At 61.1% G+C, this 22,485-nt stretch carries 23 protein-coding genes; 16 read left to right on the top strand and 7 right to left on the bottom strand.

The genetic code is table 11. The features are described 5' to 3' along the window. Nucleotides 1-28: 28 nt before the first annotated feature. Together P8K07_01850 and P8K07_01845 are read right to left on the bottom strand one after the other, a co-directional pair. Entirely contained in the window at nt 29-826 is a 798-nt protein-coding gene (locus P8K07_01850; GenBank protein MDG1957265.1) for an SDR family oxidoreductase, read from the bottom strand. A gap of 75 nt (nt 827-901) precedes the next feature. After that, on the bottom strand, nt 902-3,322 hold the full coding sequence (locus tag P8K07_01845) for a TonB-dependent receptor (GenBank protein MDG1957264.1): 2,421 nt from the start codon (nt 3,320-3,322) through the stop codon (nt 902-904). 134 nt (nt 3,323-3,456) lie between these two features. Between P8K07_01845 and P8K07_01840 the strand changes: the two genes are divergently transcribed. Genes P8K07_01840 through P8K07_01825 form a run of 4 tightly spaced genes read left to right on the top strand, consistent with a single transcriptional unit; the run spans nt 3,457 to nt 8,116 of the window. Next, nucleotides 3,457-4,947, top strand: coding sequence for a hypothetical protein (locus P8K07_01840; GenBank protein ID MDG1957263.1), 1,491 nt, complete (start codon nt 3,457-3,459; stop codon nt 4,945-4,947). Between the two features lie 32 nt (nt 4,948-4,979). Then, the gene (locus tag P8K07_01835; GenBank protein ID MDG1957262.1) at nt 4,980-6,191 is read left to right on the top strand and encodes an MFS transporter; all 1,212 of its coding nucleotides are present in this window, start codon (nt 4,980-4,982) and stop codon (nt 6,189-6,191) included. A gap of 44 nt (nt 6,192-6,235) precedes the next feature. Then, nucleotides 6,236-7,294 carry a dihydrodipicolinate reductase gene (locus P8K07_01830; protein ID MDG1957261.1) on the top strand — a complete coding sequence of 353 codons (1,059 nt, stop codon included), beginning with the start codon at nt 6,236-6,238 and terminating at the stop codon, nt 7,292-7,294. A 30-nt stretch (nt 7,295-7,324) separates the two neighbouring features. After that, entirely contained in the window at nt 7,325-8,116 is a 792-nt protein-coding gene (locus P8K07_01825; protein ID MDG1957260.1) for an enoyl-CoA hydratase/isomerase family protein, read from the top strand. 37 nt (nt 8,117-8,153) lie between these two features. Here P8K07_01825 and P8K07_01820 read toward each other — a convergent pair whose 3' ends face one another. Together P8K07_01820 and P8K07_01815 are read right to left on the bottom strand one after the other, a co-directional pair. Next, complete coding sequence (locus P8K07_01820) at nt 8,154-9,026, bottom strand: SDR family NAD(P)-dependent oxidoreductase (GenBank protein ID MDG1957259.1); 873 nt, start codon at nt 9,024-9,026, stop codon at nt 8,154-8,156. Between the two features lie 40 nt (nt 9,027-9,066). Next, nucleotides 9,067-10,572 carry an FAD-dependent oxidoreductase gene (locus P8K07_01815; GenBank protein ID MDG1957258.1) on the bottom strand — a complete coding sequence of 502 codons (1,506 nt, stop codon included), beginning with the start codon at nt 10,570-10,572 and terminating at the stop codon, nt 9,067-9,069. Between the two features lie 131 nt (nt 10,573-10,703). Between P8K07_01815 and P8K07_01810 the strand changes: the two genes are divergently transcribed. The 3 genes from P8K07_01810 to P8K07_01800 are packed head-to-tail and all read left to right on the top strand — an operon-like array spanning nt 10,704 to nt 12,551. Continuing rightward, complete coding sequence (locus P8K07_01810; GenBank protein MDG1957257.1) at nt 10,704-11,273, top strand: hypothetical protein; 570 nt, start codon at nt 10,704-10,706, stop codon at nt 11,271-11,273. Nucleotides 11,274-11,326: 53 nt separating this feature from the next. Continuing rightward, entirely contained in the window at nt 11,327-12,259 is a 933-nt protein-coding gene (locus tag P8K07_01805) for a cobalamin-binding protein (GenBank protein MDG1957256.1), read from the top strand. Between the two features lie 40 nt (nt 12,260-12,299). Further along, nucleotides 12,300-12,551 (top strand): hypothetical protein, encoded by a 252-nt coding sequence (locus tag P8K07_01800; protein ID MDG1957255.1) that lies wholly within the window; start codon nt 12,300-12,302, stop codon nt 12,549-12,551. A 73-nt stretch (nt 12,552-12,624) separates the two neighbouring features. On the opposite strand, the gene P8K07_01795 is transcribed toward P8K07_01800, so the two are convergent. Further along, on the bottom strand, nt 12,625-13,575 hold the full coding sequence (locus P8K07_01795; protein MDG1957254.1) for an alpha/beta hydrolase: 951 nt from the start codon (nt 13,573-13,575) through the stop codon (nt 12,625-12,627). A gap of 138 nt (nt 13,576-13,713) precedes the next feature. Continuing rightward, a complete protein-coding gene (locus P8K07_01790; GenBank protein MDG1957253.1) occupies nt 13,714-14,175 on the bottom strand; it encodes a DUF1499 domain-containing protein in 462 nt (153 codons plus the stop codon). 59 nt (nt 14,176-14,234) lie between these two features. Here P8K07_01790 and gspF point away from each other — a divergent pair, with 59 nt between their 5' ends. The 9 genes from gspF to gspN are packed head-to-tail and all read left to right on the top strand — an operon-like array spanning nt 14,235 to nt 21,162. Next, complete coding sequence (gene gspF, locus P8K07_01785; protein ID MDG1957252.1) at nt 14,235-15,440, top strand: type II secretion system inner membrane protein GspF; 1,206 nt, start codon at nt 14,235-14,237, stop codon at nt 15,438-15,440. 9 nt (nt 15,441-15,449) lie between these two features. Next, on the top strand, nt 15,450-15,875 hold the full coding sequence (gene gspG, locus P8K07_01780) for a type II secretion system major pseudopilin GspG (protein ID MDG1957251.1): 426 nt from the start codon (nt 15,450-15,452) through the stop codon (nt 15,873-15,875). Next, complete coding sequence (locus tag P8K07_01775; protein MDG1957250.1) at nt 15,872-16,384, top strand: prepilin-type N-terminal cleavage/methylation domain-containing protein; 513 nt, start codon at nt 15,872-15,874, stop codon at nt 16,382-16,384. Before gspG ends, P8K07_01775 begins: the two co-directional genes overlap by 4 nt. Further along, a complete protein-coding gene (locus P8K07_01770; protein ID MDG1957249.1) occupies nt 16,381-16,770 on the top strand; it encodes a prepilin-type N-terminal cleavage/methylation domain-containing protein in 390 nt (129 codons plus the stop codon). Before P8K07_01775 ends, P8K07_01770 begins: the two co-directional genes overlap by 4 nt. After that, nucleotides 16,767-17,408 carry a type II secretion system protein GspJ gene (locus P8K07_01765; protein ID MDG1957248.1) on the top strand — a complete coding sequence of 214 codons (642 nt, stop codon included), beginning with the start codon at nt 16,767-16,769 and terminating at the stop codon, nt 17,406-17,408. Before P8K07_01770 ends, P8K07_01765 begins: the two co-directional genes overlap by 4 nt. After that, nucleotides 17,405-18,307, top strand: coding sequence for a type II secretion system protein GspK (locus tag P8K07_01760; GenBank protein ID MDG1957247.1), 903 nt, complete (start codon nt 17,405-17,407; stop codon nt 18,305-18,307). Before P8K07_01765 ends, P8K07_01760 begins: the two co-directional genes overlap by 4 nt. Nucleotides 18,308-18,344: 37 nt before the next feature. Beyond that, a complete protein-coding gene (locus P8K07_01755) occupies nt 18,345-19,706 on the top strand; it encodes a hypothetical protein (protein MDG1957246.1) in 1,362 nt (453 codons plus the stop codon). Continuing rightward, nucleotides 19,706-20,272, top strand: coding sequence for a type II secretion system protein GspM (gspM, locus tag P8K07_01750; protein ID MDG1957245.1), 567 nt, complete (start codon nt 19,706-19,708; stop codon nt 20,270-20,272). Before P8K07_01755 ends, gspM begins: the two co-directional genes overlap by 1 nt. Continuing rightward, nucleotides 20,269-21,162: a type II secretion system protein GspN gene (gene gspN, locus P8K07_01745; GenBank protein ID MDG1957244.1), complete on the top strand. Its 894-nt coding sequence runs from the start codon at nt 20,269-20,271 to the stop codon at nt 21,160-21,162. The genes gspM and gspN overlap by 4 nt, the downstream gene beginning before the upstream one ends. A gap of 34 nt (nt 21,163-21,196) precedes the next feature. On the opposite strand, the gene lpxC is transcribed toward gspN, so the two are convergent. Then, complete coding sequence (gene lpxC, locus P8K07_01740; GenBank protein ID MDG1957243.1) at nt 21,197-22,444, bottom strand: UDP-3-O-acyl-N-acetylglucosamine deacetylase; 1,248 nt, start codon at nt 22,442-22,444, stop codon at nt 21,197-21,199. Nucleotides 22,445-22,485: the final 41 nt, after the last annotated feature.

Raw genomic sequence — 22,485 nt, 5'->3', positions numbered from 1 at the left:
CCTCAACGCGCCGAGGCCATCGGGCGATTCATCCGCGCGGAAGTCCTTCCTGAATCATTCCCGCCGTAAGCCCGGCGTCGACGATGAAATCCTGCCCGGTGCACGATTGGCTCTCGTCCGAGGCCAGAAACAGCGCCATTGCGGCCACATCCCGCAGACGGCTGGCCGAGTCGGCTCCCTCAGGCGACTTGAGGATCTGCTGCATCATCTGGTGCGGGACGTCCGAGAGGTCCGGCGCTCCCGGAAAAAACGGCGCGCTCATATTCGGGTTGCCTGCTTCGGGGCAAAGCGTGTTTACGCGAATGCGGTACTGTCCGAGTTCCATCGCCGAGCTGCGGGCTAATCCGCGCGCACCCCATTTGCTCGACCCATAGGCGACCACACCATTCATGCCGCGCAATCCATCAGTCGAGCCGATATTGACGATCGCGCCACCCCCGCGCTCTCGCATCGAAGACGCCACTGCCTGAATACCGAGGAACGGACCGAGCTGGTTTACCTCGACACAGCGGAGAAAATCTTCGCGGGACGTATCCGCCAACGAGGCGATCCACAGGACCGCCGCGTTGTTGATCAGAATATCGATGCCCCCCCAATCATCGCCCACAGCAGAGACCACCGACGCCCAACTCTCGGGGTGGCGCACATCGAGGGTCTCGAATCGAGCCTGCGAGCCCAGATCCCGGGCCAGAGAAGCACCCTGCTCCTCTTTCACATCGGCCAAAACTACGCGGGCACCCTCGCGCAAAAACGTCTCGGCAATGACGGCCCCGGTACCCTGCGCCGCGCCCGTAACAATCGCTACCTTGTTCTCCAGTCGTCCCATGGTCCGAGACCGATCATATTCCGCGGCCGCTGACCAGCAGATCGAAAATATTTACCACCGGACGCACGCTACCGATCAGAAGCTGTAGGAAAGCTCGGCCCCGAACGTTCGCGGCGCATCGTAATACTTCACGATGAAACCGAAGCTCGAAGCCACCGGCGTCACGTAGTTGAGATAGACCTTGTCGGTCAAATTCCGCCCCCAGAATGCAATTTGCGCGCGATCGTCAAGAAAGGCGTACGACAGCCGCGCATGCAGCAGATTGTAGGAAGGCTGAACCCCCTGGCGGATCTCGGGGAACGCGCTGTGAAACGAACTCCGGTAGTCCCATTCCAGCCTCGGCGTGAGCCAGCCGGACATCGCTCCTTCCAGGCGCACTGGCAGGGAGTATTGGATCGCGATATGCGATTGCGCCTGCGGCGCATTGTTGAAGCTCTCGCCGTCACGAACCAGATTCTCACCGCTGTCCAGCTGACTTGTGCTACCCCGGAAGTCTGCATAACGCGGGTTCATCAGACCGAGCGTTGCCTGCACGATCATGCCCTCGATAGGAAGTGCTATCACCTCGAACTCGGCTCCGCGGTTGCCCGCTCGCGCGGCATTCGACGTGACCTGACCAATAGTCAGCCCCGAGCCACCCGGATCCTCGATCTCGACCTGCGTGGTGACCTGAATATCGTCGTAGGTGGCCATGAACAGCGACATATTGAACGTCAGGCGCTGATCGAAGGCGATGGTCTTCAGCCCGACTTCAAAGGAGTCGAGAGTCTCGGGCCCGAATTGATCCAGTTTGGTCATCGACGGATCGATCACACCGTTAAAGCCGCCCCCGCGGAAACCTTGCGCGTAGCTGAAATAGCCCATCAGATGATCGAATGGACCATCGACCAGATAGGATTCAGGCATACTGAGCGCGACCGAAGCCATTGGCGTCACGGCATCAAACTTCGCGGACTCGTCCTTGGTGAAGATGGGACTCTCCGAATCCAACGCATCAAAGTTCTGGGCGGTCAGGCCCTTTTTATCCTCCGTATAGCGAATCCCGGCAGTCAGACTCAGCCATTCGACAGGATCCAGAGTCGCCTGAGTAAAGAGCGCCCAATTCCAGTTATCGATCGTACGCAAGTTCAGGGTCGTGAGCCCGATCGGCGTGACGTCCAGCACCTGGCCATCGGTGCCCGTCTCCCAGTAGCCGAAGGCCCCGGCGATGATATGAAATCGGTCCTCCCAGGCCGCGGCTGCCACCTGCAGCTCCTGACTGATCTGGCGCTGCGCGCCGGCGACGCCCTGCAGAGGCCCACCCCCGGTACTGTCGCGCCACAGAGCGGGCGCTCGGGTCTGGTCGACATCCGAGCGCAGGCGCGGGTTCTGTTCGCGCCACGACGTAATCGACTTCGCACTGAGGTCACTCAGCAAACCCAACTCGCCGATATCCCAACTCGCCGTAGCCCAGGCACCATAGCTGGGGAGATCCACCAGTCCCGGCACATTCGAGCTGTTCGTGCGCGGCGTGGACTCCTCGCATGGGTCCTGCATGCCGGGCGGGTTCTCGACCAGATTCCCCAGACCGATGGGCTGGATGAAGATGCATTGGCCACCCGCGCCTCCGGTATGCTCACGCGACCAGGTACCCGAAACATCCAGCGTCAGGTCATCGGTCACCAACCAGCGCAGACTTCCGAGAAAGGCGATCGAGTTGCGCGCACTATACCATTTGCCGGTGTCAATATTTTTCGAGAAGCCGCGATCCTGGTTCGAGGAAAACGCGCCGCGCACAAAAAGGCGATCCCGAAGGATCGGGACGTTCAGGATGGCCTGGGTAAAGAGCGTCCCGCGATTGCCCGGACGGACCAGAGCAAATCCCTCCAGCTCGCCGGTCGGCTTTTTGGTCGTGATATTCAGCGCGCCGCCCACAGTATTTTTTCCGAACAGCGTTCCCTGAGGCCCGCGGAGCACTTCGATCTGCTCGACGTCCACAATATCGAGTAACGCACCCATGGCGCGCGCCATATAAACGCCGTCGACGTATACGCCGACGCCCGGATCAAAGGCGATCGCCGAAGCATAGGGATTGCCGACGCCTCGAATGACAATATTTGCGGAATAGCCCTCGGCACCGCGCTCGATCTGCAGGTTCGGGACCAGGCGTGCGATATCGTCGAGACGCTCGACATTGGATTCGCGCAATTCTTCCACGCCGAGTGCAGTAATCGAGATCGGGGTGTCCTCGAGCAATTCTTGTCGTTTTCGCGCGCTGACCACGATCTCCTCGATCGCCTTGAGCGCCGGCTTGGTAAGCCCCGCAGTCCCGCCATCGGCAATTGCCTCAGCTTGAGCCTCCAGCGAATCGACCTCGGAGCCCTCTCCCCCGACGGCGACCGGATCTTCCACTGACTCCAGATAGCTGCCCCCGGCGGCCGGTTGGCCTTGCGCCGCGACAGCGACTCCCAACAACATCAAAACTACCGTGGACCCGACTCGAATTCGACCTCGCATGGCGCCCCCCCCAGCTCCCAGTCCCATACAAGCGCAAGGCCCCACGGGTCAATCGATTGCTCTAATTCTCCACAAGCGGCCCTCCCTAAGCTGGCTGACTTGCAAGCGAGAGACAGTTCCCGTTGGAAGGAGATGTGAACAAAACACTGCCTTCCTGGCTGGTCTCGGGCACCGGAGACAGCAATATCCTCGTGCTGGCTCCCCATGGCGGCATCTCCGAGAAAGATCTCCTTCAGCCTTCCTCCTGGCCGCGAAAAGGCAACGATCTTCGGACGGCAGCCCTCGGCTTGCGCCTCGCCGAGGAACTTTCGGCCAGCTTTCTGATCAACGATTCTCTGGATCGGAACGCCATCGATCTCAACCGGATCGATCAAACAGCTCGGGACGCTCCGGTGTTTCTCGAGGCACTCGAAACCCACCTCGAAAATTTGCTGAGATCTCGGGAACGCGTGCGGATCCTCGTGGTCCACGGGTGGCATATCACCCAGTCGAAAGTGGACTTCGGATTTGGCCAACGGCTGCTGGGCGCTCGGGACGAGAAAGCCGATGCTGATCGGCTGACCTGCTCCGAGGAATTCCTGCGCGGCCCGCTGGCGCATCTCTGCGCCAACCTCGATGCGGACGGCATCGAAGCCACCTGCGGCGAACAATGGCCGGCGGCGCATCGCAATAATATGATGCAATTATTCCGACGCACAGGCGGAGCCGACGTACCCGAGGCGTGCGAATCCATTCGACGCATTGCCGCCCGTGGAAAACTCGATGCGATACAACTCGAACTTGGAGCCCCGCTTCGCTGGGAAGGCTCTGTATGCGATCAGTTCCGCAAACGGCTGCGCGAAAGTCTGACCGAGCCAAACGCCACCGCCATCGAGGTACCCGCGGCCAAACCCGTTCTGGAACCAGACCCGCAACAAGCCACACTTCAGTTTGTCGATTCCCGCTCCGGCCTCGCAGTGCTGGCCGGGATGGCGCTCATGCCGAACCGCACGATGGGCGCGCGCTTCATGATCTTCCTGCCCGACGGGCGCGTCGGCGTATTTGTCGGTCATGGGCGCCCCCGCGGCGCGCTGGAAATCCATGGCTTCTCGCTCGAGCAGTCGGACGATACCCTCTCGATCCACTTCGACAATCATCTCTATCTCAGCTCCGCGCCGGCGAGCTACTTCCAATTCGAAACCGAGCAGAGCCGGACCCCTCTGCACGCCGCACAACTGAATTGCGAGGCTCGCCCTACCGATCTGGGAATCGCCGTGACCGGAGATCTGCGCGTCGATGGCGAACACTACTCGCTCCAAGCCACAGGCCTGCCCGGACCACTGGCGGGAGGACCGTTTGGGCGTCGCGCCGGGCGTCGCCTCTATCTGGCTCACGCGAATGGAAGGGGTGAGAACCTGCAGCTGCCAGAAGGCTCGCTCGACGAGACCTGCACGGCGGGCGACGGGCGGCAATTCCGGATCGAAGCAGGCCCACAAATTGCCGTACTGCGCACACAACCCGATCGGGCGACGCGCCTGGAGTTCGGCCCCGCTCGATTCCATTTCACCGACGGGACTACAGCGATCGGCCTGATCGAATCGATTCGTGTCATCACGCAGGAGACCTCGCCCGCCCAAAGCGGTTGACTCCCTCCCCCAGATCAGAGACGGAGGGCAGCATGCCGAAAGCACCAGCGCGATCACGAGAGGATCTCACACTGGTGCTCTCCTGCATGGCCTGCCAGATCGGCATGGGCTTTGGGGCCTATGTCTTCCCTATTTTCCTGAAGCCGATCACCGAGGACCTCGGCTGGTCGCGAACCGCCTACTCGGTGGCTCAACCGATTCTGGCCACCTCCGTAGCCCTGGTCGGCCCGATCGTCGGCAGACTGTCGGATAAAAAACCCCGCGGCGTCCTGCTGACCGGTGGGGTCCTGATGAGCCTCGCCCTGCTCGCGGCCAGTGGCATGCAGGTGATCTGGCAATTCTATGCGATCGCGATCGTCGCAGGGATTGCGGTCGCCTGCCTCGGCGATCTGCCCACCGCGGCCGCGATCAGTTCACGATTCGAAAAACGTCGCGGCACCGCCCTCTCCTTTGTCTATATCGGGTCGAATATCGGCGGCGCGATCGGTCCGGTTCTCGCCACCGCCATTGCGGCCTATGCGGGATGGCGATCGGGTTATTTCACCATCGGAGCTCTGGCCTGGACGCTGGTGATTCCCGCATTTTTCTTTGTCCAAAATCGGACGACGGCAACGCCGGACGAAGCCTCGTCGGAAGAACATCCGCCGGAGGCCCCGGCCATCTCGGCGGCCCTGCGGACCCGAGACTTCTGGCTGATTTTCTGGGCGATCTTCGTATTCTATCTCTACCGCCTCGGCGTCAACACACAGCTGGTCGCCTACCTGAGTGATGCTGGCTATTCGGAAGGTTTGGCGACGGCCTCCTACAGCCTGATGGTCGGGATCGGGATCGCGGGCAAACTTGGCGCCGGGCAGATCGCCGACCGGATTGGCGCGAAAACCGCCGTGCTCGGCAATTTCATTCTGATGGCAATCGCCTCTTTTTTAATACTCACACCCGATGCCTATCTGGCGATCCCGATCTTTCTCCTCTTGCACGGGGCCACAACAGCAGCCGAAGATGTGGTGGTGCCTCTTCTGATCGGGCGAAGATTCGGCTCGCGCCACCTCGCCGGGATCTACGGTGTTGCTCTGCTCGCGCTTGTCCCGGGCGCGGCCGTCGGTCCCGCCGCAGCCGGTTGGACCTATGATATTCTCGGGAGCTATGAGCGGATCTTTTTCGCCTTCGCCTGCCTCAATATCACCTCCGTGCTGGCCTTGGCGGCGGTCCGAACCCGGGCTCCGAGTCCTGTCGAGCAAAGCTGAAATTCAGTTCGCGTTCGGCCGAACGTCTGATAGATCTTCCCTCCATGACATACAGAGTTGTGCAATGGGCGACAGGCAATCTTGGGCGAGCGGCGATCGAGGGCATCACCGCCCACCCGGATCTGGAACTGGTCGGCGTCTGGGTTCATTCCGGGGACAAAGCCGGTATGGACGCCGGAACACTCGCCGGGATCGACCCGGTCGGCGTCAAGGCCACGAACGCCATGGACGATATCCTCGCACTCAAACCGGATTGCGTCCTCTACGCACCCCTCTTTGCCAACAATGACGAGGTCGAACGTCTTCTGAGCGCCGGCATCAACGTCGTGACGCCCCTGAACTGGTTCTATCCCAAGCGAATCGGCGCCACGGGCATCAAGGAGGCTTGCGCCCGCGGCAAGGCAACCCTCCACGGCACCGGCATCCACCCGGGCGGCATGACCGAAAGGCTCCCCTTGCTGCTGTCGTCGTTCTCGCAGCAAATCACCTCGGTTCGCGCCGAGGAATTCTCGGACTGCCGCACCTACGGAGCGCCGGATGTGCTGCGTGATTGGATGAACTTCGGAAAACCGCTTGAGGAAGCCAAGGAAAACGCACTGCTCGATATCATGAGCGGAGGCTTCAACCAGTCGATCGACATGATCGCGGACGAGTTGCAGTTCTCGCTCGACGAGAAGAAACGGGCCACGGTCGAGGTCTTTCCGGCGACCGCCCCGATCGAATGTCCGATCGGCATTATCGAACCCGGACGGCTCGCCGCCCAACGACTTTGCTGGGAAGGTCTCGTCGACGGCAAACCTGTCATTCAGGCGATTGTGAACTGGTATATGGGTCACGAAAATATCGGCGAAGGCTGGGACATCGGAGACGGTGGCGAACGCTACGAACTCGAGATTCTCGGCGACCCGCCTCTGACCGTCCAGATGCACGGCATCCATCCCGTCGGCGAAATCAACATCGAGGAGCTCCAGAAACGGAACCCGGGCATGGTGGCGACAGCCAACCATTGTGTGAGCGCGATTCCCTACGTCTGCGCCGCCGATGCCGGAATCCAATCGTATCTCGACCTGCCGCTGATGGCCGGGCGCGCCAAGCAATCCTGAAATAGGCCAGCCAGTCCCGGAGCACCCGGCATGACCGACCGACCCGCATTGATTCTGAAGCGCGATCAGGGCGTTTTGACGCTGATCAATAATGATCCGCCTATCAACCGCATGACCTTCGCCTATATGGACGAAGTGGAGGCCGCGGTAGAAGAAGCCGCCACAGATCCGAGCATCCGAGCGCTGGTTTTCACTGCGGGGGGTACCGAGAACTTTTCGGTCGGCATGGACCTGAAGCAATTGCAGTTTCAGGCTGCCGAACGCGGAGGCTTTCAGGCCATCCTCGACCAACGCCGCCGCGTTCTGCATCGGATCGAAAATCTCGGCAAACCTTCGATTGCGACCCTCTTCGGCTATTGCCTGGGTGGTGGTCTGGAATTACCGCTGGCATGCCACTTTCGCCTGGCGGCCGAGACCGGCGCCAAGATCGGGCTCCCCGAACTCGATCTGGGCTCGCTTCCCGCATGGGGCGGGACGGCTCGTCTCACCCGATGCGTCGGGCGCGACCACGCGCTCGACCTGATCCTGCGCGTCAAGAAAATCGACGGCATCGAAGCGCATCGGATCGGATTGGTTCAAGAAGTTCATCCTTTGGAGAATCTGCACGCAGCAGCCCATGCTCTCGCTCTCGAACTCGCCGCGATGCCGCCTGTGGCTGTCGCGGGTGCAATCGAATGCATTGTCGGCGCTGGCGAAGCCCCGCTGGAGACGGCTCTCGATGCGGAACGTCGCGCGGTCCTGCGATGTGGCAAGACGCAGGATCAGATCGAGGGCATGACGGCGTTTATGGAAAAACGAAAACCGGTATTCACCGGCGAATAGCTGCCGCCCCGCCCCCGCCGAGCAGACAGCAGGCACCTCAGTTCTCCATCTTCTCCGAACCCGGGAGAGCCTCCGGCGTGGAGAAGCCCGGATTCAGCCCCTCTCGCAAATTGGCCATGCGAGACTCCATTGCCGCAAGCCAATCCCCGCCGCCGAGGAGATAGAATCGCTTCTCGAGGATCCCGGCCAGGACCCGGTCGGCCATCACCTGAGGCGAGAGTCCGGCGGTAACTGTTGCGCGCAAGGCCTCCTCGACCATCTCTGCTTCGGGCTTGGGGCTGCTATCCCCGGCCTGGTTCGCGGGCCGGTTCCGCCCCGACTGCCCGATCCCGGTCATGATGGCCTCCGGGCAGAGACAACTGACGCCAACCTGCGGGTGTGTCGCCTCCAACTCCTGAAAAAGGCATTCACTGAAGGCCAGAACCGCATGTTTGCTCATCGTATAGAGAGCCGAGAACGGAGCCGCCGTCACCGCCGCCATGGATGCCGTATTCACGATATGACCCTCTTCGCCGTGCTCGAGAATCAAGGGCACAAAGGTCCGAACCCCATGGACCACTCCCATGCTGTTGACGCCCATCACCCACTCGTAGTCAGCCACAGGTTGGTCCCAGCAAAGACCGCCAGCGAAAACGCCGGCATTATTGCAAACGACGTGAACCTTGCCGAAGGCATTCTTTGCCGATGCGCCAAGCGCATCCACCGATGCGGCCGATTGCACATCGGTCGGCACCGCCACGACCTCCGCACCGCCAGCTTTCAAGGCTTCGGCCGCTGCCATCAAAGGCGCCTCCTCGATATCTGCCAGAACCAATTTCATGCCGCGCCCGGCAAGGGTCGAGGCTAGTGCCTTGCCAATTCCGCTCGCCGCACCCGTGATGACAGCCGTTCTACCTTCGAGTTGTTCCATGAGCTCTCCTATAATAGTTGGTCGAGACTTGCCGCATCCCTCAATCGAGACGCACACCTTGGCGGCGGAGTTCTCCCTGCAACGCCTGCAGGTTCACATCCCGCGTCGACTCCTCCCGGGCAAGCGAAACCGCCGCCGCCACACCGGCACCCTGACCGGTCACCGTGCACGCCATCATATTCCGCATCGCTGCGTGGCTGAGTTTATCCCCTGCCACACAGCGTCCCGCAACGAGAAGGTTATCGACGCCCTGAGGGACCATGCAACCATACGGCACCTGAAAATAGCGCCCGGTGGTCGGCAGGATCAGCACGCTATAGCCGTCCAGAAATTCCGGGAAAATACCGATCGAATCCGCAAAACGCGCCTCGCTTCGGCACTCTTCGCCGAGCAGGTTATGGCGGCCAATAATCTTGCGCGAGTCGCGGCAACCGATCGTCATCGAAAAGGTTCGCAGCTTCGCCTTCTCGAACCCCGGCACGGTGTGCTGCAAGGCCGTGAGAGCATGCATTGCCTGCTGGCGGCCATCCATTTCGGCGCGCGTCAGGTCCTCGGCATCCGTGCAATCATACCCCTTGAGATGAACGAGATTCAGGTTGGTCGCCTCGCCCGCCATGGAGAGCGCCGACCAGGAGCCTCCAAGGGTTTTCGTATCTGCCGGAATCACGCCCATCTGGCGAGCCTGCGCAAAGCTGTCCTCGAGATAAGGAGTCGGCAGGTCGTCTTCCTTTCCTGTGGTTTCCTGGTCCCAGGTCCGCCCCCAATCCGCGAACGTTGCCTGATTTTGATCGGCCCATTCGAGAAAGCGCTCGCGCTCAACGCCTGCGCAGCCGAATACCGTTGTCAGACCCATCATCTGGTCCCGGGGCGTCTTTCGGTATTCTGCTCCGGCGAAATGGGCGATATCCGCGTCCCCCGTGCAGTCAATCACCCGGCGAGCCAAAATCGCCTGACGCCCTGATTTCGATTCCGTGACCACCCCGCGGATCACGCCATTCTCGACGATCGCTTCCACCGCGTAGGTATGCAGGAGCGGACGCACACCGCTCTCCCGAATCAGTTCGTCGGCCACCAACTTGAAAAAATCCGCGTCGAGACATTCGCTGTCGTTATAAGGCCACTGGATCGTACCGCCCATCGCAGCCGCACGACGCTCAAACTCGATACCGATCCCCTCGGTATCGACAGTGCCTTCGTACCGGTACCAGGCAAGCGTCTCCATGCCGACAGTCGTGATCACGCCACCGAAACAACCGAAACGCTCCATCAGCATCACGTCAGCACCCGCACGACGAGCGCTCAGGGCCGCGGAGAGCCCGGCGGGGCCGGCGCCCACGACCAGCACATCGCAACTGGCTTGCACAGGAATCTCGCGCGGCGCCTCCTGGACAGAAACAGAACCGATGGTCGGCGGGAGGGGTATATCCTGACGGTGTAGCACTTCGCCCTCGCTGCGCGCGGGCGCCCCCTTGCCCGGCGCTCCCGCCCAACGACTCACCATCCGGCGAACTTGTTTGTCGTATTTTTTTTCGTCTTCGTTCGACATTCGATTTGTCCAGTGTCCCTTGCTCGGTCTAGGCTGGGACCACGATGAATAGATGCGCTGACCGGAATCCCGACACCAAACTATATGCAGACACTTCGCCGCGGGCCAACCGGCCGGGCCGGTCTTGCCAGATGGCCCTCACGGTGGGCGCCCTCCTCCTCTGCCTGCTCGGAGCACCGACCAGCATCGCGGAGACTTCAGGCGAAGCCAAGCCCGAAACCTCAAATGATCTTCTCATCGGGTATTCTCTTCTCGACACGACACTCTCGGGCGAGAGCATGCTGAAATGGCTTTTGATGGTGCGACAAGCGACCTTTCAAAGCCCGGCAAAGGCCACCGAAGACCTGCTGACCCGGATCAGCAAAGCATCCGCGATTCGCAGCAAGGAACTGAAGAGGCTCCGGGAACTCGCACCTCAGGCGACTCGCAAGCCACCGCCAAGCCCCATTGGCGATGCGATCCAGGACGCGGCCAGCGAGGCTGGGGAGCACGAAATGCTCTTTCCCGACGGCGCGTTCGATATTCGCTTCCTGTTTCTGCAGGCGCAGGCAACACGCATGATTTCCGTAATGGCAGCCCAAGTCGAGAAGATCGATCCGAACACCGAGCGACAGGCCTGGCTCAAGGAGGTCAGCCGCGAGTACAAGAAATTCCGCGATGAACTGGTAGATTCTCTCTCGGAGTGCACCCCCAAGGATTGATCGGCGGGCAAACCGGAGGAGCGAAGGAACCCGGGAAGTGATACGCTTCGAAGATGCATCCCCTTCGTATCGTCAGCCTGCTTCCGTCCGCGACCGAACTGATCGCTTCTCTTGGAGCGGAAGATTGTCTGGTCGGGGTTAGTCACGAATGTGACTATCCCGTATCCGTCCAGTCACGCCCGCAACTCACTTCCAGCATTCTCGCCTCCGGCCTCAGTCCGGCGGAGATCGATACGGCGGTGGCGAAGGCCAAACTGGAGGAACGCCCTCTTTATCTCGTCGACGGCCCACGACTCGCCGCGCTCAAGCCCGATCTGATTCTCACGCAGGGCCTCTGCTCGGTCTGCGCCGTAACGCCCGATACCATCCAAAAAAGCCTCTCCCTGCTGCCACTTGGCGAGGCATGCTCCGCTCCCGTCATTTCTCTGGAGGCCCAAAATTTTGCCGGTGTTTGCGAGGATCTGACGACCGTCGGGGATGCGATCGGGAAATCGACCGAAGCCACCGCCTTGCGCCAGCAACTGGCGCGCCGCTGGGGGAGTATTGCGCAACCGGAGGTCGCCCCACGCGCCTTCCTGCTGGAGTGGCCCGAGCCGCCATGGACGGCCGGCCATTGGGTCCCCGAGCAGATCCTCGCCGCCGGAGGCCTCCCCGTTTTGGGCGAAGCCGGTGCAGCGAGTCGTCCCGTGACGCTCGCCGAGATCGCGGACGCCGATCCGGACCTGATCGTCTCCATTGCTTGCGGCTATAATATGAACCAGAACCGCGAAGTCGCGACGAAACTTCTCGAGAATCCGGACACGCGACAAATCCGTGCGCTCCGGAACGGGAAATTTTTCGCCGCCGATGCAAACGGCTACTTCAGCCGACCCGCGCCCCGTTTGGTCGATGGTGCCGAAATCCTGGGCGCTTTATTCCGAGAAGAAATGGAAAGCCCGCTGCTTGCGGGTCGATTGGTTCCGGTGATGCCGGACCAAAATTCCTGAGCATTTCAGATTTGTCTCACAACAGTCTATGCTCCCCGCCATGAACAAGAACTCAGTGTGGATTCTTTACATCGGCTGCGCTCTGGCCATCCTTCTCGGTAGCGGCGGGATCGCCACCGGTGCCTGGTGGCTGATCGCCATCCTTGCCGTCACTCATTTGGCCGAATTCGTCGTCAAACGAGACGTGATGGTTCGTGCGGGTGGATCCATGGGCAATCATTTCGTGCAGACGATGATCTACGGATTTTTCCACTGGAAGCCCATCGAAGACGGGCAAAACGCCGACAGCTGAAACAGCGGGCCGGCTGCATAAAAGTTCCCGGGCGTTCCCGCCGATACGGGCCGGGCCCCGCCAGCGAGTCTGCTCAATCCGCCGAGTATTCGTCCAGATGCGCGAGCAGGAGTTCGGAGACCTCCTCCGCAGCAGCCTCGGTTACCCAGTGATCGACGCCCTCGATGATGGAAAATTGATAAGGGCCGTCCACATAGTCCCCGGTCAGGTAGGCCGGATCCCGGCATAGAGCCGTATCCTCGGTGCTCCAGACATACATCGTGGGCACCGTCACATTTCCGATCCGCCCCCCGACGCCGCCGGATAAATCATTCTGCCGGTACCAGTCCAGAGCCAGTTTCAGCGCATCCGGCTCACGGAAGAGCGCGAGATACTCAGCGACAGCCTCCTCCGAGGAGGAAGTCCAGATGCCCCGAAGGATGGCGGCATCATTCGCCAGCATCACTTCCTGCGAATCGGGTTGGACAAAAAAGTCCATATAGGAGGAGGCCTGAAACTGGCATGAAGATGGGTCGTTTCGGGTCAAGGCGAATGCGTCGAGGTGCGGCACCGAGATGGCGGTCAGCGAGTACAATCTTTCGGGGAAAACAATTCCGACAAACCAGCTGACGGCGGCCCCCCAATCGTGGCCCACCAGATGAAACTGATCGTGTCCGAGGGCGTCGGCCATGGCGAGAACATCCGCACTCAGGTTCGGGAGGACATAGCTTCCCGGAGCCGTCGGCCGCGCCTCCGGCGAATACCCGCGCTGATCAGGCGCGACTACCCGATAGCCCGCCTCACCCAGGGCTCGGATCTGCTCCACCCATTGCGCCGAGGTGGACGGAAACCCATGGAGAAGGATCACCAACTCGCCGGACTCCGGGCCCGCGACGCGCGCGCGGAAAGTCAATCCGTTCGCCTCCACTTCCGTCCAGGAAATTTCCCCCGAGGGAGCATCCCCGGCATTGGAACTGCCGCCACATCCCGCCAGACCGAGGCCGACGAAGGAAAGGATCAGAAGCGAAAGGATATTTTTGCGCATTCCATTGCCTGCCATGCGGGCTACCCTGGGGTCAACGCCGGCGCGGGCCATCGGGAGGCTTTCCTTCCGATCGGACGTCGGGAGGGGCCCACCGGCTCCTCCCGAGACTCGCTGGAGCGCCACGAAACGCCGGACTCTTCAGCCGCCCTTCGTGTAGGCCGCCCGCAATTCCTCAACGCGCTTGCGATTGACACCCATATCTCCGTAGCCGAGGCGGGACGCCGAGCGGATCGCAATTTGGTTTTGCGCCGGCTCCAGCTGGAGTTCGAGATCATCCACGTATCCCATCAGAGGGGTCGTCGACTCGAAATGCATGTAGTCCGCTGTCTCATTGATCAGCTCGGTTCGCGGCAAGCTCAGCGCCGCCGCCCGAGCCCTCGCAAAGGCTGCGGCCGGATCCCCGGTATAGGTCAGAGGAGCAATTCCATGCTGATCGTCGCTATCCTCACTGCAGACACAGTTCGGGCTCGAGGGGCAAGCGCGTAGACGACCATCGATCGCTCCGAGATCCGCAGGCCTCTTTCCAGCGCAGGAAAAGAGCGCCATCGCCGGGATCAACAAGAGAAGAATACCACTGAGGGAACCATTGAAATTCATCATCCATACAGTCTTTCATGGAAATCGACCCTGAGACAAGAAACAGGTAGCGTGAAACGAAGATGCCGGTATTTGCCTACCAAGGATTGAACGATGACGGGGCCAAGGTTCGCGGCATCCTCGAGGCCGATTCAGCAAAAGGAGCGCGATTTGCCCTTCGCGGACAGGGCATTTTCCCGACCGAAGTCCACGAAGAGGCATCCCCCGAGCAGCGCCGTCGCACGGGAGATGCCCGGATCTCCCAGCAGGAACTTGCGATCGTCGCACGACAACTGGCCACGCTATTTGCGGCAGGCATCCCCGCCGTGGAGGCGCTCTCGGCGGTCGGCGAGCAGACCGACAAGCCCGGGGTCGAAAAAATCATGCGTCAAATCCGCGACGCGGTGACTCAGGGCAGCTCGATCGCCGATGCGATGGCCGAGCATCCAGCGACCTTCCCGCCCATTTTTATCGGCATGATTCGAGCCGGCGAGGCCGCCGGTGCGATCGATCTGGTCCTCGAGCGCCTCGCTCAATACACCGAGACGCAAGTCCAACTGCAATCGCGCGTTCGGAATGCCCTCACCTACCCCATCCTGATGTTTTCAATTTCCGGGGCGATCGTCTTCTTCCTGCTGAGCTTCGTGGTACCGAAGGTCACGAAAATCTTCGCCGACAAACAGGAAGCCCTCCCATGGCCCACGCGTTTTCTGCTCTCGATCTCTCACATCCTTGCAGATTGGTGGTGGCTGATCGCGATTCTTCTGGTCATCGCAATCCTCGGGGCACTCGCGGCGATCCGACGACCCGAGGGGCGTCTCTGGTTCGACCGCAAGCTTCTCACCCTCCCGGTGATCGGGCCGCTGTTCACACAGATCGCGGTCGGGCGCTTCTCTCGCACCCTGGCGACGCTGCTTGCGGGCGGGATTCCTCTGCTCGAAGCCCTCGAACTCGCTAGTAATACATCGGGCAATACCGCCCTTGGTGCGGCCGTCGAAGAGGCCCGCATCGGCGTGCGCGAGGGCGAAAGTCTGGGAGATCTCCTGCAAGCCTCCGGCCTTTTCCCCCCTTTGCTGATTCGCATGATCGCTGTGGGCGAGCGCTCCGGTGAGCTGGAACCTATGTTGATTCGCGTAGCGGATGCCTATGAACAAGAGGTCGAGAGCGCACTGAGCGCCCTGACAAGCGTCCTCGAACCGGCCATGATGGTCATCATGGGAGGGCTCGTCCTGTTCATCGTCCTGGCCGTGCTGCTCCCCATCTTCGAAATTAATTCTCTAGTCGGGTAAAATAAAATCATGAAGAAAATACTTCGCAAGCAAGATGGATTCTCCCTGATCGAGATCATGGTTGTCGTCTTCATCATGGGATTGCTGGTCACGCTGGTCGCCCCGAGAATTCTCGGTCGAACCGATGACGCCCGCGCCACCAAGGCCGCGGCCGACATTCGTTCTCTGGAACAATCTCTCTCTCTCTACAAACTCGACAACGGCCAATTTCCGACGACCGAGCAGGGACTGGAAGCTCTCGTGATCCAGCCGACGAGCGGGCCTGCGCCGCGTCGGTGGCGAGCGTATCTGGACAACCTGCCAATGGACCCATGGGACATGGCTTTCATTTATGAGAGTGACGGGCGAGACTATCTCCTTCTCTCGTTCGGCGCCGATGCGGCCGAGGGCGGAGACGGTCCGGATGCGGATATCGATTCTCGAGACCTTGGGTGAAGCAGGAACGCGGATTCACCCTGCTGGAACTGTCGCTGGTTCTGGCATTGATCGGGCTTCTCGCGACCTTGATCGTGCCGCGGCTCGACGTGATCGGGGGAGCCGAACTCGACAATATCACCCGAAGGATCGCGCACCGGGTCCGCTACTTGAGGGAAGATGCCGCGCGACGCAACCTATGGGTGCGCATGGTGTTTGATCCGGCAACACAAACGCTTCGCATGGAGGAAGGGATTTCTACCGATGAAGGGTGGGCCTTCCTGCCCGGTGAGGGGCGGCTCTACCAGCCTCTGACGATCCCGGAAAACCTGCAGCTCCGCCTGCTCGGACCCGGCGTTCGGCCCACGGCCGCAGGGATGTCCAGCCTCGTATTTGCCGCGGACGGATTCGCTGATCCCGGAACTCTCGAGGTCTCCGATGACAGCGGCCGTGCCGTTCTGGTCTTGATCGAACCTGCGCGAACGCGACCAAGAATCGTCGACGCACCGCCGGAGGGCCGCGCCCGTTGATTCGACCCTCCTCACGCCAGAGCGGCTTCACCCTGCTGGAGGTCATGGTCGCGCTCGCGGTCATTGCAACCGCGTTCACAGCCCTGCTCGGCCTTCATGTGCGGAATTTGGAAACCATGGCGCGTGAAAACGCCTTTAGCCGCTCTCTGCTTCTGGCCGAGACGCTCGCAGCCGAGGCTGAACTCGAAGGCTATCCCGATCTCGGAACCACGCAGGGCGACTTCGCCAGCAAACTATCCGGGGAGGCCGCCGGTTTCACCTGGGAGCGGCAGGTCCGGGAATGGATGCTGCCGGGGACGCGTGAGATCACCATCCGGGTCGTGCCACCTCGCGGTGAGGAATCGGCGAGCGAATTGACGCTCTTCGTTTCGAGGAATGTCCGATGAATTTGCTGCAGCGGCACGAAGAAGGCTTCACCCTGCTCGAGCTTCTGGTTTCGGTGGCCATCATCGGCATCATCTTTGCGGCGCAAGTTGGTCCCTTCCAACAAACAATCGCCTCACGCGATATCGCGGAGCAGACCATCGAGGCGACGGCGGCCGCGCGCACCACGTTGGAGCGGCTCGCCGAGGAGATCACCGGGGCCGTTGCACCACCCGATGCGCGTGGCAATTTCGCAGTTCTCGACCGCAGCTTCGACCTGCCCTCAAGCGAGTTCCGCTTCGCGAGCACTGCAGCCAGACGCCTGCGTGGCGACCTCACGGACCCTGTCTCCTACCTCCGGTACCGATTGGAGGACGACCCCTGGGCGCCGGGCCGCCAAGTTCTGGTCAAGGAACAATTGCCCTCTGTCGCCGCCGAAGGTGTGGAGCCGGTATCAGCTGTAATCCTGGAAGGAGTCCGGGGATTCCGGGTCGAGGTGCTCCCTGGCCGATCCAGCGAATGGACGCGCACATGGAGTGCGGAGGGGACCCGCAGCCCGCTCCCGCGCGCGGTGCGCCTGACCCTCACGCTGGATGAAACCAACGGCAGCCCCGAACCCTACCGACTGACCGTGCGATTGCCGATGGGGCCTCGCCGATGAAGAGTAATGAACGCGGGATCGCTCTCGTCTCGGCGCTGCTTTCCGTGGCCCTTCTGACCTTGATCGTCCTCGAAGCCACCGATGCAGCCATGCTGCATAGTCACCTGGCACGCAACGCCGGAGACTCCTCTGCGGCAAGGCTGCTGGCTCGGGCCGCCGAAGAAGGTGGAAGCGCCTACCTCGGCCAGATGCTTCGCACCAGGGAGCCCACAACGCGCCTTTCGCTTTTACCGCTCTCGCTGGTGGTTCTCCCGCTCGGCGCCGGCGACGTCTCGATCCGCGTGGAGGACGAGGAAGGCAAATTGAACCTCAACCAGATCGCGGATCGCCCCCACCGAAGAGCTCTCGAGAAGCTGTTTGAAAGCCTCGAACTCGATGTGGCTCTTCTCGACAGCGTCGCTGTCTGGGTGGATGCCGACGCGGGGCCCGGCGAAGCGAGTCTCGCGGCAGGCACGTGCGCGCTTCCATTTCCGTGCCAGCCGCATGGCGGGCCCTTGCGCAGCCTCGAGGAACTTCGCCTGATTCAGGGCTTCGACGAAAAGACGATCGACAGCCTGCGCCCCTTTCTGACCGCCTATCGGCGTAGCGACGGACGAGACGGCCATCAGGGTATCAATGCCGACACCGCAAGTGCCCGGGTACTTGCCGCTGCGGGTTGCGAAGTCGATGAAAATTATCCCATGCCCTTGCAAGGGTTCGGAAAGGATCTTCCGCTCGATGATCTCTGCCCTGCCGAGAACCGGAAGGATGGAATTCCCATTAAATACGGCCAGCGCAGCGAGTATTTTCGGCTTTTTGCCACAGGCCGCGTCGGTTCGACGATCGAGAGTCTGGAAACGGTCGCCCGAAGACAAGGAGACCGTCTCGAAAGGCTCTATTGGTCGGAGCGAAGTCGATGAATTGGGACTTTGCGCGGAATCCGGTACGTTTTAAACAGTGATTACTCTTGGCATCGATATGGGAGCGGAGGGCGCCGTCTGTGCGCTGCTTGCCCGCTCGGGAAAAACCGTCGAGTTCCGCAAATCGTGGACGGTCGAATTTGCTGCCGAAACGGTAGCGGCCGACGAACTCAGGCAAAGCCTCGCCCGGGAATGCCCGGCGACGCCGGATGCGATCGCCACGACGCTACCAGCCGCGATGGTCAGCCATCGCATATTGCACCTACCCTTCAAGGAAACCTCAAAGCTTCAAGCCACAATCCCCTTTGAACTCGAGTCAGAAGTCCCGCTGGATATAGAAACCAGCGTCGTGGCGTGGCGAGTCCTCGGCGAGGCCGCGCATAGTGCCACGGTTCTGGCCGCTGTTTGTCGCAATGAGGATATCGCCGCTCATCTGGAGTTTCTCGAAAACTCCGGGATCGATCCGGCGTTGGTCACCCTCGGAACGCTGGCAACCGCGGACCTGATGAACCAAGACTCGCGGACCACACTCCTGGTGGACCTGCGCGACGATGGCGGTCTGGCTTTCTCCGAGAACGGCCAGATCGCGAAACTCCACGGGATCGGCAGCGAGGAACCCGCGGCTATCCTCGAAGAGGTCCGATGGGCCGCCGCAGCCTACGGAAATGAACTCCCCGCGCAAATCATCGTCACCGGCGACCCCGGGCTGGCCCAGGAGGTCGTGCTGCCCGAGACGCCCCCTCGAAATTCGCTACGCGACGAGGGGCCCGAATGGCTGCGCAACGTTCCGGACGAGGCCCTGCGGGCGGCGGCTCTCGCGCGAGCGGCCACCCAGCCGACCCAGCAGTGGCTCAACTTCCGCAGCGGCGCCTTTGCTTACCACGCACCGAGCGAGGAAGCGCATCGCCAACTCCGCAGGACTGGCTGGATTGCGGCAGCAGCGGCCGTGATTGTTCTCGGCACCTGGGTACTGATGTTCGCCGAGCGGAGTGCCGAACTCGACCAGCTGCGCGCCCGGATCGATAGTCAAACAAGAACCATCGCACCAAAGGCCCCTCGTGGCACCGAAGTACGTCGGGTCCGAGCGGCACTCGATCAACTCGAGAAAAAAAGCGCCCTCCTGGGCGGCGGAAATGCGGGCGCTCCGACGCTCGACCAGTTGCTCGCAATCCATGCCGCAATTCCCGCCGAGGTCCCTCTCGAAGTTGCCGACCTGACCCTCGATTCCACCGGAGTACGATTCCGCGGACGAACCGACACTTTTGAGTCTGTCGATATTGTCTCGAGCGCGCTGGGCTCGTTGCCCGAATTCACAGCGGCCAATGTCCAGGACGTGAAGGCCGGCGTCGATGGACGGATCGAATTTCGAGCGACCCTCGAGACCGAGGGAGCATCCTGATGCGCGAGCGCCTCGGCCCCTATCTCGACCAGCTGCGCGACTGGCACGATCGGCTCGTACCTCGCGAGCGCTACCTTCTCTACGGCGCGAGTGCGCTGAGTCTCTTTCTTCTCCTCTGGCTCGGCGTCTATGAACCCGTGACCAATTCGATTGTGCGACTGGATCGTGATCTGAAGATCGCCCAACGAGACAGCCTCGCTCTCGAGGAATTGACCAGCCGCTACAAGACCCTCGAGAAAAAGGTCTCCAGACTGCAGAAGAAAGCCGGCCGCGGAAACCGCGGATCGCTTTTTTCCCAGCTGGAATCCGTGAGCGTTCCTGTGGTCGGGCGCGAACAGATCACTGCGATGAATCCCACAACCCGAGAAGTCGACGCAGACTTTCGCGAAGAATCTGTGGATATGAAGCTATCCGGGATCTCCGCGCAACGATTGGTTCGCCTGCTGCACGCAATCGAGGTTCGTGGCGGCGGCATGACGGTGGCTCGCACGAGCTTCAAACGCCAATATAAGGACCCCACGCTATTGGACGCGACGATTATTGTCGTACGACTGCAGCCACGATGACTGTCGGTTCTCTCCTGAAGTCCCTGCAGAGTCGTGCCAGGCAGAGACGTCTGCCACTCCTCTACACAGGCTTTACGGTTTGCGTTTTCCTGGTCGCAATCATCGTCACCTTCCCTCATGAAACACTGATCCGTCAGAGCCTCGACCGCGCGACCGCCGGGTCCGACACGACGGTAGACTTCAGGACGCTCCAGTTCCGACCCCTTTTCGGCTACCACGTCGAGGATTTGCGGGTCGTACCCGATCGTGATGAAGCCTTTGAACTCCGAGTCGCCGGACTTCAGGCGACGCCCTCAATCATCAGCCTGCTCGTGCCCGGGCGACGCAATGCGCTTGATCTGGAACTGGATATCTGGGGCGGGGAACTCGCGGCCCGGTTAGCGGGCGACCCCGATGATTTTGCGATCACGGCGGCCGGCTCCGGCCTGAACCTCGAGGATGGCACCCGTGGGCTCTTGCCGGCAAACGGAAAGATTTATGGTTCGGCCGCGCTTGAACTTGACGCTGAAGGAACCGACCAGGGGCGCACCGTCGATGGAACCTTGATCCTGGCCGTCCGAGACCTCGCGCTCCGCGACCTGATGGCGCGCGGATTCAAGGTACCGGACCTCACGTTCGAAACTCTGGATCTATCCGTCGAGGCGGCGGGCGACACGCTCCAGGTGCGCAACTTCGTGGCAAGCGGGAACGAGGTATCGATCCGCGCAACCGGAAAGATAAAGCTCAACCGCTCCTGGAAGCGGAGCATGCTCGACCTCCGATTTGAACTCACCATCGATCCGGATGCACCCTCCGGATTGCGTGTTCTCCCGAGACTCCTGCCGAAACGAAAAAACGGCGAGACCTTCTATGATATCAGGGGAACACTGGGGAACCCGCGGATTCAGTAACGAGGCGCGGATTCAACTCGAAAGGAGGCCCGACTCAGGCCGCCTGCAGCAGTTCGCGCACCATCGCAACGTTATGACGATGCCCTGTCGCACGCGCGGTAATCTTCCCGCGCAGAGGTTGCCCCAGCAGGGAAAAGTCTCCGATCACATCCAGAATCTTGTGACGCACGAACTCGTCCGGGAAACGAAGTTCTCCGTTGATGACGCCGTCTTCGCCGATCAACACACAGTTATCCAGTCGGCCGCCATAGGCCAATCCGTGCTCGACCAATTTGCTGAACTCATTCACAAACCCGAACGTCCGGGCAGGTGCGATCTCGGCCTTGAAGGACTCTGCTCCGTCGAATTCATAGACATAATGCTGCACACCGACGGGGTCCGGGTAGTCGAGGGTATAGTCCACCAACAAGCCATCATGAGGTTCGACCACGATCGTGTTGCCATCGAGCGATACTTCATGTTTTTCCTTGACGATATAAGGCTCCACGCCGGGCCCACCCTGTTCGACGATGCCGGCATCTTCGAGGAGATCACAGAAGGCCAGCGCTGAACCATCGAGGACGGGCACCTCTCCTTCCATTTTCACCATCAGGTTGGTGACACCATAGCTCTGCAAAGCCGCCAAAAGATGCTCGACGGTCTTGGCGCCAAACCCGCTCCGAAAAAGAGTCGTTGCATAACCCGTCGAGTCGGCAAAATCGACGTGGGCAGGCACGGATTTCTCGCTTGCCATACTCTGGAAGAGAATGCCGCTGCCTGCCGCCACCGGATGCAGGATCACACCTGTCCGCATCCCCGTATGGAGTCCGACCCCCGAGGCCGTCACGCTGCGCGCGATGGTCTTCTGAGGCAGAACCAACTCCGCATCGTGCGAGACGACGGCCCCCCCCCACTCCGGCCCGGTCGCAGCCTGGCCGGTCGGTTCCCCAAGCGCGCGGGTAATCGATGCGAGAAGTGCATCGATGGAGAACGGCTTTTCAATGAAATCAGCGGCGCCCAGGCGTGTCGCGCGCACGGCCGCTTCAATATTCGCATGGCCGCAGATGATAATGACCGGCAGGTCCGGGTGGTCACCCTTCACAGTTTCCAGCAGGGTCAATCCATCAACCTCCGGAAGCCAAACGTCAAGGATTACCAGATCGGGCATATCAGCATCCAGCAACTCGAGGGCTCGGCGACCATCGCCGGCCTCGACAACGGCATATCCTTCATCCGACAGGACTCCGCGGAGACTCAAACGGATCTTTTCTTCATCATCAACGACCAGAATCTTTTTACCCATGGCAGTTTCCTCTTACCTGACCTCGCATGAAATTTCCCGAA

The sequence above is a fragment of the Candidatus Binatia bacterium genome, assembly GCA_029248525.1.
Lineage (GTDB): Bacteria > Desulfobacterota > Binatia > UBA12015 > UBA12015 > UBA12015.
Note: the sequence above shows the minus strand (reverse complement) of the source record. Positions and strands in the feature narration are given on the sequence as shown.